This is a genomic window from Marimonas arenosa, from assembly GCF_030848945.1.
Lineage (GTDB): Bacteria > Pseudomonadota > Alphaproteobacteria > Rhodobacterales > Rhodobacteraceae > Marimonas > Marimonas arenosa.
The window spans coordinates 1-16,735 of sequence record NZ_JANHAX010000008.1 but is presented as its reverse complement, the minus strand read 5'-3'; the positions used below and the strand labels follow the sequence as shown (position 1 = coordinate 16,735).

General features: G+C 66.3%; 17 protein-coding genes. 10 read left to right on the top strand and 7 right to left on the bottom strand.

Annotated elements, in window-relative coordinates; all coding sequences use genetic code 11:
* Nucleotides 1–207 precede the first annotated feature (207 nt).
* Nucleotides 208–1,683 carry a GspE/PulE family protein gene (locus tag NO357_RS20005; RefSeq protein WP_306737527.1) on the top strand — a complete coding sequence of 492 codons (1,476 nt, stop codon included), beginning with the start codon at nt 208–210 and terminating at the stop codon, nt 1,681–1,683.
* Nucleotides 1,680–2,894, top strand: a complete 1,215-nt coding sequence (locus tag NO357_RS20000; RefSeq protein ID WP_306737526.1) for a type II secretion system F family protein — start codon at nt 1,680–1,682, stop codon at nt 2,892–2,894. The genes NO357_RS20005 and NO357_RS20000 overlap by 4 nt, the downstream gene beginning before the upstream one ends.
* Before the next feature lie 204 nt (nt 2,895–3,098).
* On the opposite strand, the gene gspM is transcribed toward NO357_RS20000, so the two are convergent.
* Genes gspM through gspG form a run of 7 tightly spaced genes read right to left on the bottom strand, consistent with a single transcriptional unit; the run spans nt 3,099 to nt 7,687 of the window.
* The gene (gene gspM / locus NO357_RS19995) at nt 3,099–3,596 is read right to left on the bottom strand and encodes a type II secretion system protein GspM (RefSeq protein WP_306737525.1); all 498 of its coding nucleotides are present in this window, start codon (nt 3,594–3,596) and stop codon (nt 3,099–3,101) included.
* Complete coding sequence (gene gspL / locus NO357_RS19990) at nt 3,593–4,804, bottom strand: type II secretion system protein GspL (protein ID WP_306737524.1); 1,212 nt, start codon at nt 4,802–4,804, stop codon at nt 3,593–3,595. The genes gspM and gspL overlap by 4 nt, the downstream gene beginning before the upstream one ends.
* 28 nt (nt 4,805–4,832) lie before the next feature.
* Entirely contained in the window at nt 4,833–5,750 is a 918-nt protein-coding gene (gene gspK / locus NO357_RS19985) for a type II secretion system minor pseudopilin GspK (protein ID WP_306737523.1), read from the bottom strand.
* Nucleotides 5,747–6,418, bottom strand: a complete 672-nt coding sequence (locus NO357_RS19980; protein ID WP_306737522.1) for a type II secretion system protein GspJ — start codon at nt 6,416–6,418, stop codon at nt 5,747–5,749. Before NO357_RS19980 ends, gspK begins: the two co-directional genes overlap by 4 nt.
* On the bottom strand, nt 6,415–6,786 hold the full coding sequence (locus NO357_RS19975) for a type II secretion system protein (RefSeq protein ID WP_306737521.1): 372 nt from the start codon (nt 6,784–6,786) through the stop codon (nt 6,415–6,417). The genes NO357_RS19980 and NO357_RS19975 overlap by 4 nt, the downstream gene beginning before the upstream one ends.
* Nucleotides 6,777–7,241 (bottom strand): prepilin-type N-terminal cleavage/methylation domain-containing protein, encoded by a 465-nt coding sequence (locus NO357_RS19970; RefSeq protein ID WP_306737520.1) that lies wholly within the window; start codon nt 7,239–7,241, stop codon nt 6,777–6,779. The genes NO357_RS19975 and NO357_RS19970 overlap by 10 nt, the downstream gene beginning before the upstream one ends.
* A complete protein-coding gene (gene gspG, locus NO357_RS19965) occupies nt 7,226–7,687 on the bottom strand; it encodes a type II secretion system major pseudopilin GspG (protein ID WP_306737519.1) in 462 nt (153 codons plus the stop codon). The genes NO357_RS19970 and gspG overlap by 16 nt, the downstream gene beginning before the upstream one ends.
* 102 nt (nt 7,688–7,789) lie before the next feature.
* Between gspG and NO357_RS19960 the strand changes: the two genes are divergently transcribed.
* From NO357_RS19960 to NO357_RS19925, 8 genes are all read left to right on the top strand, one after another.
* On the top strand, nt 7,790–8,551 hold the full coding sequence (locus NO357_RS19960) for a prepilin peptidase (RefSeq protein ID WP_306737518.1): 762 nt from the start codon (nt 7,790–7,792) through the stop codon (nt 8,549–8,551).
* A gap of 63 nt (nt 8,552–8,614) precedes the next feature.
* Entirely contained in the window at nt 8,615–10,246 is a 1,632-nt protein-coding gene (locus NO357_RS19955) for an SEL1-like repeat protein (RefSeq protein WP_306737517.1), read from the top strand.
* Nucleotides 10,239–11,456, top strand: coding sequence for an SEL1-like repeat protein (locus NO357_RS19950; protein WP_306737516.1), 1,218 nt, complete (start codon nt 10,239–10,241; stop codon nt 11,454–11,456). The genes NO357_RS19955 and NO357_RS19950 overlap by 8 nt, the downstream gene beginning before the upstream one ends.
* 117 nt (nt 11,457–11,573) lie before the next feature.
* A complete protein-coding gene (locus NO357_RS19945; RefSeq protein ID WP_306737515.1) occupies nt 11,574–12,782 on the top strand; it encodes a hypothetical protein in 1,209 nt (402 codons plus the stop codon).
* 201 nt (nt 12,783–12,983) lie between these two features.
* A complete protein-coding gene (locus NO357_RS19940; protein WP_306737514.1) occupies nt 12,984–13,403 on the top strand; it encodes a hypothetical protein in 420 nt (139 codons plus the stop codon).
* Between the two features lie 59 nt (nt 13,404–13,462).
* Nucleotides 13,463–14,668, top strand: coding sequence for a hypothetical protein (locus NO357_RS19935; RefSeq protein ID WP_306737513.1), 1,206 nt, complete (start codon nt 13,463–13,465; stop codon nt 14,666–14,668).
* Nucleotides 14,669–14,924: 256 nt separating this feature from the next.
* Entirely contained in the window at nt 14,925–16,151 is a 1,227-nt protein-coding gene (locus NO357_RS19930) for a hypothetical protein (protein ID WP_306737512.1), read from the top strand.
* Nucleotides 16,152–16,369: 218 nt separating this feature from the next.
* Nucleotides 16,370–16,735, top strand: a 366-nt coding sequence (locus NO357_RS19925; RefSeq protein ID WP_306737511.1) for a hypothetical protein, incomplete at its 3' end; no start/stop codon positions are given.

Genomic DNA, 16,735 nt, shown 5'->3' with positions numbered 1-16,735 from the left:
CGGATCGCAAGCGATCCGGGACGTTGATGAGTAGGGTTCAGATTTACTTCAAGGAACGTCCCCTGCAGGCCAACCCCGATCTCTCTCAAACTGCACCCCGACGACCGCCTCTTGCCATCCCCCCATGCGATGATGGAAACTCTGCGCAACCGCCGCATGTTCCGTTGCCCGCAGCCCGGACCAATTCACTTGACCCGATTGCCCCCAATGTCGCCGTCTGAACCAGATCTTGATACGCTCAAACCCGCGCGCCTGCCTTTCGCCTTTGCCCGCGACAATCAGGTCATTCTGGCCGACCGTGCCATCATCGTCGGGCCCGAGGCCACCTCGCTCGGCCTGCGCGAGGCCCAGCGCCGCGCCGCCCCCGGGCCCCTGACGCTCGTGGAGGAAACCGCCGCCGAATTCGAAACCGCCCTGACCCGGGTCTACCAGTCCGGCGGGGCCCCCTCTGACGAGCTCACCTTTGATCTCGAAAACCTGCCGGCCTCGGCCCGCGGCCGGGATCTGCTGGAAGAGGCCACCGATGCCCCGGTCATTCAACTGGTCAACTCACTTCTGAAACGCGCCGTCACCGCCGGGGCCTCGGACCTGCATGTCGAACCCTATGAGGGCGGGCTCCGTGTCCGGATGCGGATCGACGGCTTTCTGCAGACGGTGATGGACCGCGCCGACGTGCCGGTGAAACGCGTGGTCAGCCGCCTCAAGGTCATGGCCGGTCTCGACATTTCCGAGACTCGCCTGCCGCAGGACGGCCGCATCCCGCTGTCGCTCGGGGGCCGCTCGATTGACACCCGCGTCTCCTCGCTGCCCGGCAATTACGGCGAACGCATCGTGCTGCGGATCCTCGACCGCTCCGCCGGTCTGATGCCCCTGACCGCCCTCGGTCTTTCCGAGACGCAGGAGACGCTGCTCGAACGGCTCTCGGCGCTGCCCAACGGCATCATCCTCGCCACCGGCCCCACCGGCTCAGGGAAAACCACCACGCTCTACTCGCTGCTGAAACTCGCCAACCGGGACGAGCGCAACATCGTCACCGTCGAGGACCCGATCGAATACGACCTGCCCGGCATCTCGCAATCCCAGATCAACGCCGAGATCGGCATGACCTTCGCCGCCGGCCTGCGCGCCACCCTGCGCCAGGACCCCGACGTCATCCTTGTGGGCGAGATCCGCGACGCCGAAACCGCCACCACCGCCGCCCAGGCTGCGCTGACCGGCCACCTGGTGTTCTCCTCGCTGCACGCCAACGGCTCGGTCGGTGCGGTGGTGCGGCTGCGCGACCTGGGGCTCGACAACTTTCTCATTGCCGCCACCCTACGCGGGCTGATCGCCCAGCGCCTGCTGCGCCGCCTCTGCCCGCACTGCAGGCAGCCGCACCCGCCAACCGCCGCCGAGATACAGCATTTCGACAACCACCGCATCCCGCTGCCGTTGCAGCTTTACGACGCCACCGGTTGTGATGCGTGTAACGGCATCGGCTATGCCGGGCGCCTCGGCATTTTCGAAATGGTCGAGGTTGGCGAATCCCTGCGCGAAGCCATCGACCGCGGTGCCCCGGAATCGGAAATGAAGGCCATCGCCCTCGGCGCCGGCGAAAGCCTGATCGGCCAGGGCCTGAAACAGGTCGCCCTCGGCGAGACCAGCCTGGCCGAGACCCTGCGCGTCGTCGGGGACGTGGCATGAAGGCCTATGCCTACACCGCCTATACCAATGCCGGCCGGCGCAAGACCGGCACCGTACTCGCAGACACCGAAGCCCAGGCTGCCGCCGAACTCAAGGCCCAGGGCCTGTTCGTCTCCGAGCTCGACGCGCGGGCCCGCAAACCAGGCGTCAACCTCAGCCTGGCTCAGCGGCGTACCCGCCTCTCGCCCGAGCTGCAATCGGTCTTCACCCGCCAGATGGCTGTGCTTCTGGCCGCCGACATGCCCACCGAAGCGGCGCTGGAGGCCGTCCGCCAGGGCGGCCATCCGGCGCTCGATGCGGTCGCCGCCCGCGCCCGCGCCGATCTGATGGAAGGTGCGGCCCTGTCCGAGGCGCTCGACCGCACCGGCGCCGGCTGGCCTGCCTACTACATCGCGTCCGTGCGCGCCGGCGAAAATGCCGGCGACACCGCCACGGTGATGGGCGAGCTGGCCGACCATCTCGAAACGCTGGGCACCGACAAGGCGCAGATCTCCACCGCGCTGGTTTACCCGGCCTTCGTCGCCGCCGTGTCGTTGCTGGTCTGCGGCATCCTGATGACGACCGTGGCCCCCGAGATCGTGGCGATGTTCGACCTCTCCGGCCGTCCCCTACCGCGGCTGACCCAGATCATGCTGGGTATCACCGACTGGATCACCTCCCACCGGCTCTGGCTCGCCGCGGGAGCAGTCGGACTGTTGGCGCTCTGGATCGCCTCGTCGGCCATCCCCGCCTGGCGTCAGGCCCGGGCACGGGTCTTCCTGCGCCTGCCGCTGGTCGGCCGGCTGATGCGCCGGGCGGCGGCAGTGCAATACCTGCGGACGCTGGCGCTGGTGCTGGCCAGCCGCCAGCCGGTAGTGGGCGCTACCGAAAGCGCCGCCCAGGTTCTCTCCATCGACCGCTTTTCCAAGGAGGCCGGCCAGGTGACGAACGCCGTACGCGAAGGCGAAACCCTGTCCTCCGCCCTCGAACAGCTGTCGATCATCCCGCCGGTGGCACGGCAGCTGATTTCGGCAGGCGAAGCCTCTGTGCGGCTGGCACGGATGACCGAACGGGCGGCGATGATGGTCGAGAACGCCCTGTCGACCGAACGCCGCCGCATCGCCGCGCTTCTCGAACCGATGCTGATGATGCTGGTCGGCGCCTTCGTGCTGACCATCGTGCTTTCGGTTCTGCTGCCGATCTTCGATCTCCAGGCTGTGGTCGCGGGGTGAGCCTGGCCCGGAAACCCGGTCCCCAATCGCCGCCGGCACGGGTGCTGGCCCCGGCAACGCACGGTGCATTGATCAATTTCCGGTAAATGCCATACGCTCCCGTATGCCATACACGTCGCAGCCAGCCCGCCTGCTGCGCTGCCAGACGCCGGTTTTCCGGCTGCCGACGGCTTTAACCCTACGCGACGGTATGGTTAGAATCTGTCAACTGTCGCCGGCTGCCCGCAGCACGATCGTCGCCTTCACCATCGCCGACTCGAGCCGCGGCTCGATGCGGAAAGTGTCGAACGCATAACCCCAGCGCGGGTGCGCCGCCTCGAGCCAGCGCATCAGATCGGTGAACTCCACGACCTCGAAATCGAGGGCGATGCCGCCCTGGCTGCGCGCCTCCAGCCGCGCGACATAAGGCCAGAGACGGGCCTGTTTCAGCCCCTGCTCCAGCGCGGAAACGCCAATCGGGTCAAAGGTTTGATCCGGCTCTTCCCGGACCGGCGCCAGCTTCGCCGCCTCCGCCGCCCGGGCAGCAACCCAGGCGTTGAGCAGCTGCGCCTCCTCGAGCGCCTGTTCCGCCGCCGCCCGCTTCTCGGCCAGCGGCACCAGCAACCCGAGCACGACCGCCAGTGGCAGCAACAGCCCGGTGAGCAGCGCCAGCAGCACCCGCTCGCGACCCGACCGTTCTGCCAACCAATCAACCAGATTCATGGCCTGTCTTCCCCGCCGCCCGGCGCCGGCGCCAGCTTCACCCGCGCCTCCGCCCCCTCGGCCACGTTGCGCGATTGCGCGATCTCAACCCGCAATCCGGCAGCATCCAAAGCCGCGGCCAGATCGTCCAGAGCCGAAAAATCCTCAACCGTGACAACCAGTTCCAGGCCCTGAGCCGCGCCATAGCTCACCAGACCGATCCGGGCCCGGTGCTCGGCCAGAACGCCCGCGGCAGCGCCGAAGACGTCCAACACCCCGGCCTCGCCCGCCCCGGTGCCACTGCCGGCCTGGCGCGCTGCTAGCGCCCGGCTCACCTGGGTTCGCACGTCGAGGATCGGCCCCTGCGGCACGAAATGCGTGCGCACCAGCGCCGTCGTTGCAGCCATCAGCTCATGTCGTTGTTCGTCCAGCCGCTGGGTCGCCAGGATCTGCCCAGTCGCCCATAGCCCGGCCGCGACCAGCCCTGCCAGCGCCGGCCAGCGCCACGGCAACACCCGCGCTCGCAGCTTCGCCCGAGCGGCCTGCGGGTCGCGGCGCAGGTCGAAAGAGAGTTCACCATGGGCCAGCGCCTTCGGCGGCGACAGGCCCAGCGCGCTCACCCCGGCCGCATCGCGGACCGTCGGGACACGCCGCGCCGCCGCCCAGTCGCTGAGACCGGCAATCTCGTCTCCGAGAAGAAAAATCGCCTTGGGCCGCGCCGTCTCGTCCGCCTCGTCCCAAGCCCTCTCCAGCAGGGTCGAGGCCAGCTCCAGCGGCGCCGAAAACCCGTCTGCCAAACCCAGCCGGACGACGGCCATGTCGGCCTCGATGGCCACGGTCCAGAGACCGTCGGCCGCCGGCAGGCCCAGATAGTCGGGCAGCACCGCACGGCAGGCGGTGCCGGCCTGACCGCGCCAGGCGGCGACCTCGGCGGCATCGGCCACCAGCACCTTTGACCATTGCCGCGCCTCGCCGGGCGCGTGGAACGGGCGCACGTCGAGCGCCTCGGCCGGTTGCCCGGTCAGGTCGCCGACCTGCCGCCGCGCTACCTTTTCGCGCGCCGCCCCTTGCAGGCCCTTGGGCAGATCGAGCGGCATTACCGTTACGCGGGCGCCGGGTACCAGCGCCACCTGCTTCGCCCCGGGACGGGAGGCATCGGCCTGTAACCGCCCGAACCTCTTGGGATCGAACGGTCCGTCTGTGGCTGCGATCTTGCCCTGCGTCGTCACCTGTTGTGCACCCGACCTGCGGCCCCGTTCAGTTCCATTCGTCCAAACGATAGGCCACGAGCGCCGGCTGGGGAAGCGGCAAACGCCGGATCACCGCCCGCCGCATGGCCACCCGGCCGTCAAGCTCGGCGGTGATCTCGACCTCGAACCAGGTCGACCCGACCCCCAGCAGCCCTTCCGGCAGCGCCGCCACATCCTCTTCCGGCATCACCCGTAAAAGCTCGGTAATGAACCCGTCTACCGCCTGGAACGGCTGCCGCCGCGCGCTTTGTACCAGCGCCTCCATCGCCGCGGCGTTGGCATTGGGAAACAGGCTCGCCAGCACCTCTCCCGAGACGGTGTTGACATTGATCGTCGTGCGCCCCGGCAGCATCGCGACATGCGGCGCCAAGCGGGCATAGTCGCGCTCCGACAGGCCCGGAATCTGCCGCAATTGCTCGCGCATCAGCGCCGCGCCGCCCACCGGCCGCAGCGGCGGTTGGGCACGGGCGTAGTCGTTGGCGATCCGCGGCCCGCCGGGCGAAAGGAACTCGACGATGTCGTCGACCCGCTGGCGCGACATCCCCAGCCGCAGCGCCAGCCGGTCGAAGCTTTCGCGGGCAAAGACATCCTCCGGATTGGCCAGCCGGTTGAGGTTGAACCGCCCCTGCAGGTCGGCGATCCGCCCGGTCACCTGCCCGCGCTCAAGCGCCACCGGCGGCACGGCCCGTGCCCAGGCCTCGCCGGGATGATCGGCCGGCAGACCGGTGCCGGCATCCTGTTCCAGCACCTCGCGGGCCAGCGCCTCGAAGGCATCGAGGTTGAGCTTCAACTGCGCCGCCTCGAGCGCCGCCCCGGCGCGAAACCGAGCCGTCTCGGCCCGGCCCAGCATGAACACCGCCACCGCCGCCAGCGCGGCGACCAGCACCAGCGCGTTGACCAGGACAAAGCCGCGCGCGCCTTTCATTGCGGGCTCTCCAGCAGCACGATCTCGCCGAACGCGCGGCTGACCAGCGTGATCTCAACCGCCTGCGGCAACTGGTCGGAATAAACCTCGGGGCCCGCCGCGGCCTCGTCCTGTCCCGCCGCTTGCGCGTTGCGCCGCGCCTCGTCTAGGGCGGCGAAGCGCAACCCGTCGATCCAGCCGATCCCGGTCCAGTAGCTGCGCAGGCGCAGGTCCGTTACACCTTCAAGCACCACCTGCTCGGGGCCCTGCGCCGTGGCGTCCGCGGGCCAGGCCGTGCTCCAGGCCCGGCGCAGCAATCGCCCGGCCTCCGGATCGAACCGGTATTCCACCCGTCTGGCCAGCCCACTTTCGCCAAGAGGCGGATAAGGGCGGGTGTTGGCCACACTCACCGCGAAGCCGCCTGCGCTCGCCAACTCCCGCAGTGCCGATTGGGCACGTCCCTCGGGGGGATAGAACAGCACCGGCAGCATCGCCGACAGGTCATGTCGGATAAGCCCCGCCGCGCGGCCGAGCGCGGCGCTGTCCTCGGCAAAAGTGGCAGCCCGGTCGCGCTGGCGCAACATACCGCTCAACCCTTGCAGCCCCATCACCGCCACCAGCGCGAAGACCGACATCGCCACCACAAGCTCGATCAGCGTCAACCCGCGCGTGTTTCGCTGCCGGCTCATTGCCCCAGCCCCCGGCGCCGGACATAGGCTACCAACTGCGCACCGGGCCCGAGCTCGGAGCGCACCACGATGGTAGCCTGCACCAGACCACCGGTGGTGGCCTCCTGCGCAACCGCGACGCGGAAATCCTGCCCGCCCATCCGCACCTGCTCGGGCAGCACCGCGCCGGCCCCGAAAAGCTGTAACTCCTCAGCCCGGTTCTCGGCCACGATCCGGGCCAGGATGCGCGATTCCATGGTGCCCAGCGCCGTCTGCGCCCGGTCGCCCGCGCGGATCGCGGCTATCGCCCCGACCGACAGCACCAGGATCGCCACCGCCAGTTCGACCAAAGTGAAACCCCGGGTTCCGCCAGCGCGTCTCATCCGCATGTCAGCTCCGCCCAGCCGTCGCTTTCGCAACGCGCGCTGCCGACCGCGAACGCCACCGAAAAGGCGCTTCCGCGTCCGTCGGGCAGAAACACGATGTCCGGCGCACCGGGCGGGGTGGGTCGGTCCACCGAGACCGCCACCCGGCCCTGCCATGGCCGCAGGTCACCCTGCGCCTGCCACGCCCCGCCCATCTCGCCCAGGCGCCAGACCATCACCTCCATTCCCTTGGGCGACAGCCGCAGCCCGCGCATCTCGCGGCCTTCGATCGCCAGCGCCTGCTGCAGCGCCCAGGCCGCGCGGAACCGGTCCAGGTCGCCGTCCCCGCCGCTGCCGCGGCCGACGCTCAGCGTGACCCCGACTGCCAGGGTCGAGACGATCGCGACCACGATCATCAGTTCAATCAGGCTGAACCCGCCGGTCCCGCTGCCGTCGCTCTGCCTCAGCTCCCCGCCCATGAGCCGATATCCGCATCCGCGCCGCTGCCGCCCGCCACGCCATCGGCGCCATATGTGAAGATGTCGAAATCGCCATGCACGCCGGGTTGCAGGTACTGATAGGGCTTGCCCCACGGATCCACCGGCACGCGGTCGAGATACTGGCTCCAGTTTTCGGGCACGGGCGCGGTGGTGGGCTGGCTGACCAACGCCTGCAGACCCTGCTCAGTTGTGGGATAGCGGAAATTGTCCAGCCGGTAGAGGTTCACTGCCTGGGCAATGCTGGCGATATCGGACTGCGCCCGGGCCGCCCGGGCCTGGTCGGGACGGTCGATCACCCGCGGCACGATCACCAGCGCCAGAATCGACAGGATCACCACCACGACCATCAGTTCGAGCAACGAAAAGCCCTCGTCACCGCGGCGCACGCCCTTAGATGATGCTTCCGGTAGGTGCTTGGAATTCATGACCAATTGTCCTTTGCGAATGGCGCCCTGTCATCACAATGGCCTCACTCTACCGGCCCCGCGACGGGCTGACAATCGCCGTTCCACCCCGTATCAAGCGGCATGGATATCTCTGATCCCAACACACTTCTGCTGATACTGGCCGGCCCGGTGGCCGGCTCGTTCTTCGGGCTCGCGGCTGATCGACTGCCGCGCGACGAGAGCATCGTTGCGCCGCGCTCGCACTGCCGCGCCTGCGGCATATCGCTGGGACCGCGCGACCTGGTGCCGATCCTGTCCTTCGTTCTCTCCCACGGACGGTGCCGGCATTGCGGTGCGCCGATCCCGGCCTGGCTGCTCTATGTCGAGATTCTCGCCACCGGCCTCGGTCTGATCGCCGCCCTGCTCGCCACCAGTCCAGCCGAGGCCTGGGCAGGGGCACTGTTGCTGTGGCTGCTGATGGCGCTGGCGGCGGCGGATCTGAGGCATTTCCGCTTGCCCGATCTGCTGACCGGCGGGCTGTTTCTGACGGCCATGGCACTGGCCTGGATCAGCGGCCGGCCGTCGCTGCCCGAGGCGCTCTGGGGCGCCGCCATCGGACTCGGCAGCTTTCTTTTGCTACGGTTGGGCTACCAGTGGCTGCGCGGGCGCGAAGGCCTGGGTATGGGGGATGTCAAGCTGATGGCCGGGCTCGGAGCCGCGATCGGACCGGAGATGTTGGCACATATGGTGCTGTTTGCCGCGCTGGCGGCCCTCGCCGCAGCGGTGGCCCAGGCCGCCCGGAGCGGCCGCCGCACTCTGGACGCCGCCCATGCCCTGCCCTTCGGCGCCGCGCTGTCCGCCGCCGCTGCAATCCTCTGGATCGCCCTGCGATTGCCGGTTTGACCCCGCCCCATCGCGCGCATAAGCTTTCTGTTTGAAACTTGACCTCAAAACAGATTGTTCCAAATGACTCCTCACACGTTCCGGCTTCCCCTTTTGCTGCTGTCGACCTCGCTGGCGATGTCCACGCCGGCCCTTGCCCAGAGCGATGATGCCTCCGGCACCGCCATTGCGCCCAGCCCCGGCACCACGCCCGCACCCATGCCCACGATGGCCGACATCGAACAGGCCTGGCGCGCCGGCGATTTCGTGACGGTGCGCGACGGGCTGAAGATCCTGGCCGAAACCGAAGGCTCGGCGCTGGCGCAGTACCGCTATGGCCGGGTGCTGGCCGAGGGCCGCGGCGGCCCGCGCGACATCGAAGCCGCCGCCGGATGGCTGGAAAAGGCGGTCGAGCAGAACAACAACGACGCCGCCGTGCTGCTGGCGCGGATCTATCTCAGCACCAAGAACGACGAGGCGGCACAAGCCGCGGGCGGATTGCTGGAACGGGCTGCAGCGCGCGGCCATGCCGAGGCGCAATACTATCTCGGCCTGCTCTACCGCTCGGGCCGCGGGGTCGAAAAGGACCTGTCGAAAAGCTTCAACTGGCTTCTGGCCTCTGCCGAACTGGGCTTTGTCGAGTCGCAATACGAACTGGCGCGGGCCTATTCCCGAGGCGAGGGCGTGGCGCAGAACAATGCCGAGGCCGAACGCTGGCTGACCGAGGCTGCCGGCAACGGTCATGTCTCGGCACAATTCAACCTCGCCGTGGCGCTCGACCAGGGCCGCGGCGTGACCCAGGACCGTGTCGCGGCACTGGCTTGGTTCCGCCGCGCCGCCGAGGCCGGGCAACTGGTCGCCCAGCGCGAGCTCGGAATGCGCTACCTCCAGGGCATTGGCGGCGAGGCAAACGCCGAGGAAGGGCTTCGCTGGCTGACCTCGGCTGCCCAGGCCGGCGAGGCAGGGGCCCAGGTCAATCTCGGTGTGGTCTTCGCCGAGGGCGAGAAATGGGGCGTTGCGCAAAGCGACGAGCAGGCGGTCTTCTGGTACAGCAAGGCCGCCGCACAGACCTCGCCGCAGGGCATGGTGGCGCTGGCCGAGATGCAGGCCGCCGGCCGTGGCATGGACCAGAACCTGCCGGCCGCCGTCGACCTGCTGCGCCGCGCGCTGCGCGACACCGGTTACCCGGGCGCGGCGCTGCAGCTGGGTCAGTTGGCCGGAGAGGGCAAGCTCGACGGGCTGGTGGCGCCGCAGAACGCCGTGCCGTGGGCGGTGCTCGCCGCCGAGCAGGGCCATGCCGGCGCACTGGCTTGGCTGGAACAGCAGGCTAAGACCGACAACCGCCCGGCCCGCACTGGCCTCGGCCTCTACTTGATCAAGCAGGACGGCCAGGAAGCCCGCGCCGCAAACCTTTTCGCCGCCGCCGCCGAACAGGGCGACGTTCTGGCGCAGTTCAAGCTGGGCGAAGCCTATACCACCGGTACCGGGGTCGACCTCGACTATGTTCAGGCGCACAAATGGCTCAACGTCGCCGCGGCGCAGGGCAGTTCCGAGGCCGGCACGCAGCGCGACACCGTCAGCAAGCTGATGACGCCGGAACAGATCGCCCAGGCCCAGGCGCTGGCCCGCGAGTGGTTCGACCAGGAAGCCTCCCGCGTGCCGCAGACCGAACAGAGCGAAATCGACGTCTCCACCGGCAAGCGTAGCAATGACTGAGCGTCGTCGCGCTCACACCGGTGCCGTGGCAGCGCTGCTTGCCGCGATGCTGTCCGGCCCGGCCACGGCGCAGACCACCGCCACGCCAATGCCGCAGCCAGACGCGACAGCGCCGACACAAGCCAAGACGCCCGAAGCGCTCTTCGCCGAAGGCCTGCGCTACCATGCCGGCGATGGCGTACCGCAAAGCTTCGCCGCCGCCGCGGAATGGTTTGCAAAGGCCGCAGACCTTGGCCATCCGGCGGCACAGAACCATCTCGGGCGATACTATCACGCAGGGTACGGCGTCGACAAAGACCAGGCGCAGGCGTTGAAATGGCTGGCCGCGGCGGCGCAGGCGGGCGAGCCGCAATACCTGCACGATCTGGCCCGGGCCCTGGAGAACGGGGCCGATGGCTCGTCCGATCCGGCCGGCGCGGCCGATTTCTATACTGCCGCCGCCAATCTGGGCCATCTCGAATCCAAGGTCAGCCTCGGCGTGCTCTTCCAGAACGGGACCGGCGTCGATCAGGATTACAACCGGGCCCGCGCCCTCTATGCCGAAGCGGCCGAGGCCGGCAATGCCCGGGCCCGGAACAATCTCGGGCTGCTCTACGTTCGCGGTCACGGCGTGCCACAGGATTATGCCCGCGCCGCCGCACTGTTCGCCCAGGCCGCCGAGCAGGGCATGCCGCAGGCGCTGACCAATCTCGGCGTGATGTACGAAAACGGCTTCGGCGTAGAGCTTGACGAGGCGCGCGCGCAAGAGCTCTACCGCCTCGGCGGCCAGACCGGCCGCTCCGACGGCACCGGCGAGGTCCTGCCCCGGCTGGTCTATGACCCGCGCCTTGCCCCACCCGCCGAGGGCGACGACGCGATGGCGGTGCTTCAGGCCCAGGTACGCGGCGGCGATCCGGTGGCGATGTTCCAGCTCGGCTGGCTGCTGGCCCGTCCCGACAACGCGCCCTATTCCGCCCTCACCCAAGCCGCCGCGCTGTTCCGCACCGCGGCCGAGCGTGGCTACGGCCCGGCGATGGTCAATCTCGGGCTGATGCATTTCGATGGCCGCGGCGTTCTGCAGGACTATGTGCAGGGCCAGATGTGGCTGACCCTGGCCGAAGCGGCGGGACAGAAAGGTGCGGCCGAGCTTGGCCTGCGCTATTCCGATGTCATGACTGCGGCCCAGATCAACGAGGCCCAAGCCCGGGCTGCCGCGCGTCTGCGCCAATAGATCGACACACCGCCAATCCCCGGCCAATCCGGCGCGACCTTAAGTGGACTGACCCGACGCCTCGATGCATGTTTAAATGACAAGGATTTTTTCTTGCATGGCTGAAAGGTGCATTCAATGAAACATGCCTGCCTTGTTGCCCTACTGACGGCAATCGCTCCGCCCATTGCCGCCGAACAGGTCTTTTCCGAGAATATAATCGTCAGCGGCGTGCTGTGCGCCGGCGGCGATTGTGCCGCGGGCGAGAGCTTCGGCGACGAAGAGTTGAAGCTGAAAGAAAATTTCACCGATCTGCTCTTCGAGGACACGTCGACATCGGTGGGATTTCCGACGACAGACTGGATGTTGACCGCCAACGATGCCGGATACCTTGGGGAATCGCACTTTTCCGTGAAGGACATGGACACGGGCTGGACGCCTTTCCGGGTCGAAGGAGGCGCGCGCAGCAATGCGCTCGTCGTCGACAACCTGGGCTATGTCGGCGTCGGGACACAGATGCCTTTCAAGCACCTGCACATTGTCGATGGCTACCGGCCAACGATCCGCTTCGAACAGGACGGCTCGCTCGGCGAAACGCCGGCAACCTGGGATATCCTGACCTATGAAAATGCCTTCATCGTAAAGGACGCCACCAACGCAAAAAACCCGTTTGTCATCGAGTCGAATGCCCCGGAATACTCACTCTACGTCCATCGCGACCGCAAGATCGGTTTCGGCACCGGCAGTCCCGAAGCTTCGTTGCATATCCACGGTTATCTCGGAAAGGCACAGGTGCTGGTCCACGAAGTGTCGTCCACCACCGCGCCGCGCCCGCTGCTCAGCTTGCAGAACAACGGCCGCCCTGAAATCCTCTTGGGCAACACCGACACGAACGGCGAATGGAGCTTTGGCGCGGGCACCAATTTCATTCTGAAACAAGGCCCCGTCGGCACACCAGGCTCAGCCAAGACCCGGCTATTCATGATCGATCCCGCGGGAAATGCCACCCTGTCCGGCACCCTGACCACCGGCGGCAGCACCTGCGGTGGCGGTTGTGACGCGGTCTTTTCCGACAACTACGACCTTCCGTCGATCACCGACCACGCCGAACAGATGTTCGCGCTTGGCCACCTGCCCAATGTCGGTCCCACGCCGGAGGGGGCGCCGGTCGACGTCACCGACAAGCTCGGCCGAGTCCTCAACGAACTGGAACACGCGCATATCTACATCGCGCAGCAGGAAGACCGGATTGCAACGCTTGCAGCCCAACTCGCCGCCCTGCGCGCCGAACAAAAGGCAGAGATCGCGGCGCTGGCCGCGCGGCTGACGGAGATCGATTCAGACTGATCCCGCCCGCGCGGACCGCAGACGAACGGGCTTTTCCTCCGCCGGTTGTCCAAAATACCGCTTTGCACGCGAGCGCGACTCTGTTTAAATGACAGTTACATTTTGTCGCAGGCAGTGCCTTGCAGTAAGACTGGTTTTCCGTACTAGTTTTTTCCTGATGTCCCGCGCATCCTCGGAAAAGAGTTATTGCAGGATCGAAATATGATGAAACTTCTGAAGCCTACTCTCGTCAGCCTTGCCCTTGCCTGCGCCACGGCCCCGGCCGTTCAGGCCGCCGAACCGGTTGAACAACACAATTCCAACGCCTTCTGGTTCGTCAACTGGATCGGACTGTCGAATGCGACCCTTACCGTGGCCGAACCCAATGGCCACATCGTCAAGATCTATGCCGAGGACGGTACGCCGGTGTACCAACTCAAGGGCGAGGTGCAGGACGGTGTCTACCGCTACGAGCTGTCGGCCGCGACCGACAAACGCGTCAAGATCGTCAACCCGATCGATACGGGACGCGAGGGCGAACAGCCCGATACACGCGCCGTGCCTTATTACACGACAGGCCATTTCGTCGTTGAACGCGGCGTGATCATCACTCCGGAAGAAGTCAAGGAGGAGGAGGGCTGAAACCAGTCCAGGGCCGGCATCCCGCCGGCCCCTGTCATTTTTAAGAAAGGAATATTGACATGAATACTCGACTTACGCGTTTACTTTCGACCGTTGCCGCGCTCGGTCTTGGTGCCGGACTGGCTCAGGCCGATCAGGTTTTCAACGATGACGTGATCGTCGACGGCTCGCTCTGCGTCGGTTTCGACTGCGTTAACGGCGAATCCTTCGGTTTCGACACCATCCGGCTCAAAGAAAACAACGTTCGCATCAAGTTCGACGACACCTCGGCCTCGGCCAGCTTTCCCAACCGCGACTGGCAGTTGACCGCCAATGACAGCGCCAATGGTGGCGCCAACAAATTCTCGATCGACGACGTCACCGGCAACCGGACCCCGTTCACCATCGAGGCTGCCGCCCCCAGCCATTCGCTCTATGTCGATGATGGCGGCCGGATCGGTTTCGGCACCTCGACCCCGGCTGTCGATCTCCATTCGGTCAGCGGCAACACGCCCACGTTGCGACTGGCCCAGGATGGCTCCTCGGGCTTCGCCTCGCAGACCTGGGACCTGGCCGGCAACGAGACCAACTTCTTCATCCGCGACGCGTCCAACGGCAGCACCCTGCCGTTCCGCATTCGTCCCGGCTCACCGTCAAACGCGATCTACATCGATACCGACGGCGATGTCGGCTTCGGCGATTCCAGCCCCGACGCCTCGGTCGATATCCAGGGATCGGGCGGCGACACCAAGTTGCGGCTCGAGGAAACCAACGCCAGCTCGGCGGCCCGTACCGTGGCCGAGTTCATCAACAACGGTCGGCCCGACCTGGTGCTGGCCAACTCGTCCACCAGCAATGAATGGTCGATCGGCGGCGGCACCAATATCGTGATGAAAGCCGGGGCGCTGGGTTCGACCCCCGGCAGCAAGACCACCCATTTCACCCTGACCAATTCGGGCGATCTCACCATCACCGGCACGCTGACCACCGGCGGCACCACCTGCGGCGGCGGTTGCGATCTGGTGTTCACCGACGACTACGACCTGCCGTCGGTCAAGGAGCACGCAGAGAAGATGTTCGCGCTGGGCTACCTGCCGAATGTCGGCCCGACGATCGAGAACCAGCCGATCAACCTCTCCGACAAGCTCGGCCGCATGCTCAATGAACTCGAGCACGCACATATCTTCATCGCCCAGCAGGACGAGCGGCTGACGCGTCAGGACGCCCAGATCGCCGAACTGACGGCGAGTCTTCAGACGCTCCAGGCGCGCCTCGACAGCGAGTAAGACGCCGCGGCCGCACTGGGCGCAGTGACCCACCCACCCGGGCCAACGCCTGGGTGGGTTTTCCTATTCCGCGAAACGGGAAACCGGGAAACGATCTTTGCAATTTTACCGGGTTTCTGCTAAAATTGTATTTGTGCATTCAAGTCTCGGCAACGCGCTTGTCGGGAGAACATTTTCGGGCCGGTCGGCCGGTGTTTGTGTTCAAGTTGTTTGCTCGTCGCGACCGGTCCTGAGAAACTCAGAAAGGTCACGGCTCATGACATATTTCACCCGCATACTCTTCAGTTCTACCGCAATGATCGGCCTTGCCGCAGGGGCAGCCCAGGCGGATCAGGTTTTCCTTGATGACGTGATCGTCGACGGCTCGCTCTGCGTCGGCTTCGACTGCGTCAACGGCGAATCCTTCGGCTTCGACACCATCCGGCTCAAGGAAAACAACCTGCGCATCAAGTTCGACGATACTTCGACGGCGGCCAGCTACCCGCGCAACGACTGGCAGCTGACGGCCAACGACAGCGCCAATGGCGGTGCCAACAAGTTCTCGATCGACGATATCTCCGGCAACCGCACGCCCTTCACCATCGAGGCCAACGCGCGGTCGCACGCGCTTTATGTCGACGATGGCGGCCGGATCGGCAGCCGCACTTCGACTCCCTCGACCGAGATCCACACGGTCGATGGCGACACCCCGACCCTCCGGCTGCAGCAGGATGGTTCCTCGGGCTTCGCGCCGCAAACCTGGGATGTCGCCGGCAACGAAACCAACTTCTTCATCCGCGACGTGACCAACGGCTCGACACTACCGTTCCGTATCCGTCCCGGTGCGCCGACCAGCTCGATCTTCATCGACACCGACGGCGATGTCGGCCTGGGAGATTCCAGCCCCGACGCCTCGCTCGATGTCGAAGGCTCGGATGGCACGACCAAGCTGCGGGTTGAAGAAACCTCCGGCACCTCAGGCGCCCGCACCGTGGCCGAGTTCATCAACAACGGCCGGCCCGACATGGTGCTCGCCAATACCTCGACCTCGAAGGAATGGTCGATCGGCGGCGGCACCAACATGGTGTTCAAATCCGGTGCGCTCGGGTCTGATCCCGGTTCGAAAACCACGCGCTTCACCCTGTTCGAAGACGGCGATGCGACCCTGACCGGCACGCTGACCACCGGCGGCACCACCTGCGGCGGCGGTTGCGACCTGGTGTTCAGCGACGACTACGACCTGCCATCGGTCCAGGAGCATGCAGAGAAGATGTTCGCGCTGGGCCATCTGCCCAATGTCGGCCCGACGATCGAGAACGCGCCGATCAATGTCTCCGACAAGCTCGGCCGCATGCTCAACGAACTCGAGCACGCCCATATCTACATCGCCCAGCAGGACGAGCGGCTGTCGCAGCAGGACGACCGGATCGCGCGACAGGACGCACAGATCGCTGATTTGAGCGAAACCGTGAAAGCACTGCAGGCGCTTCTCGATCAGAATTGACGCCGTCGTCATTTCTTGCGCTCTACCCCGCCCGGGATATAGCCCGGGCGGGCATCTTTCGTGGAAACAACCGGTTTCCAGAAAACCCTTAGAAATCCCAGAGCCATTGTCTTATGAAGACAGCAAGGGCAGTGTGTGACCCATCGCCCCAAGCTGCCTCAGCGAGGGCATCTGTCACGCGGTTTGCCACCACGGGTTTTCAAAGAAGGAGACGTCACATGTCCCGCATCAACTCCATCACCCTGACCTCCCTGCTCGCTCTCGGCTTGGCCGCGGGACCTTCGCAGGCGGATGAGATCATCGGAAACCTGTATATCGACGGGTCGCTCTGCGTGGGGAATGACTGTGTCAACGGCCAGGCCTTCGGGTTCGACACCCAGATCCTCAAGGAAAACAACCTGCGCCTGTTCTTCGATGATACGTCGAGCACGGCAACCTTTCCGAACAATGACTGGCGTTTCGCCTTGAATGACACCAGCGACGGCGGCGATGACCATTTCTCACTCGCGGATGCCACCGCCGGCCGCTACGTGTTCCGCGTCTTCGCCGGGGCCCGGTCGAATGCGCTGGTGGTCGACAGCCAG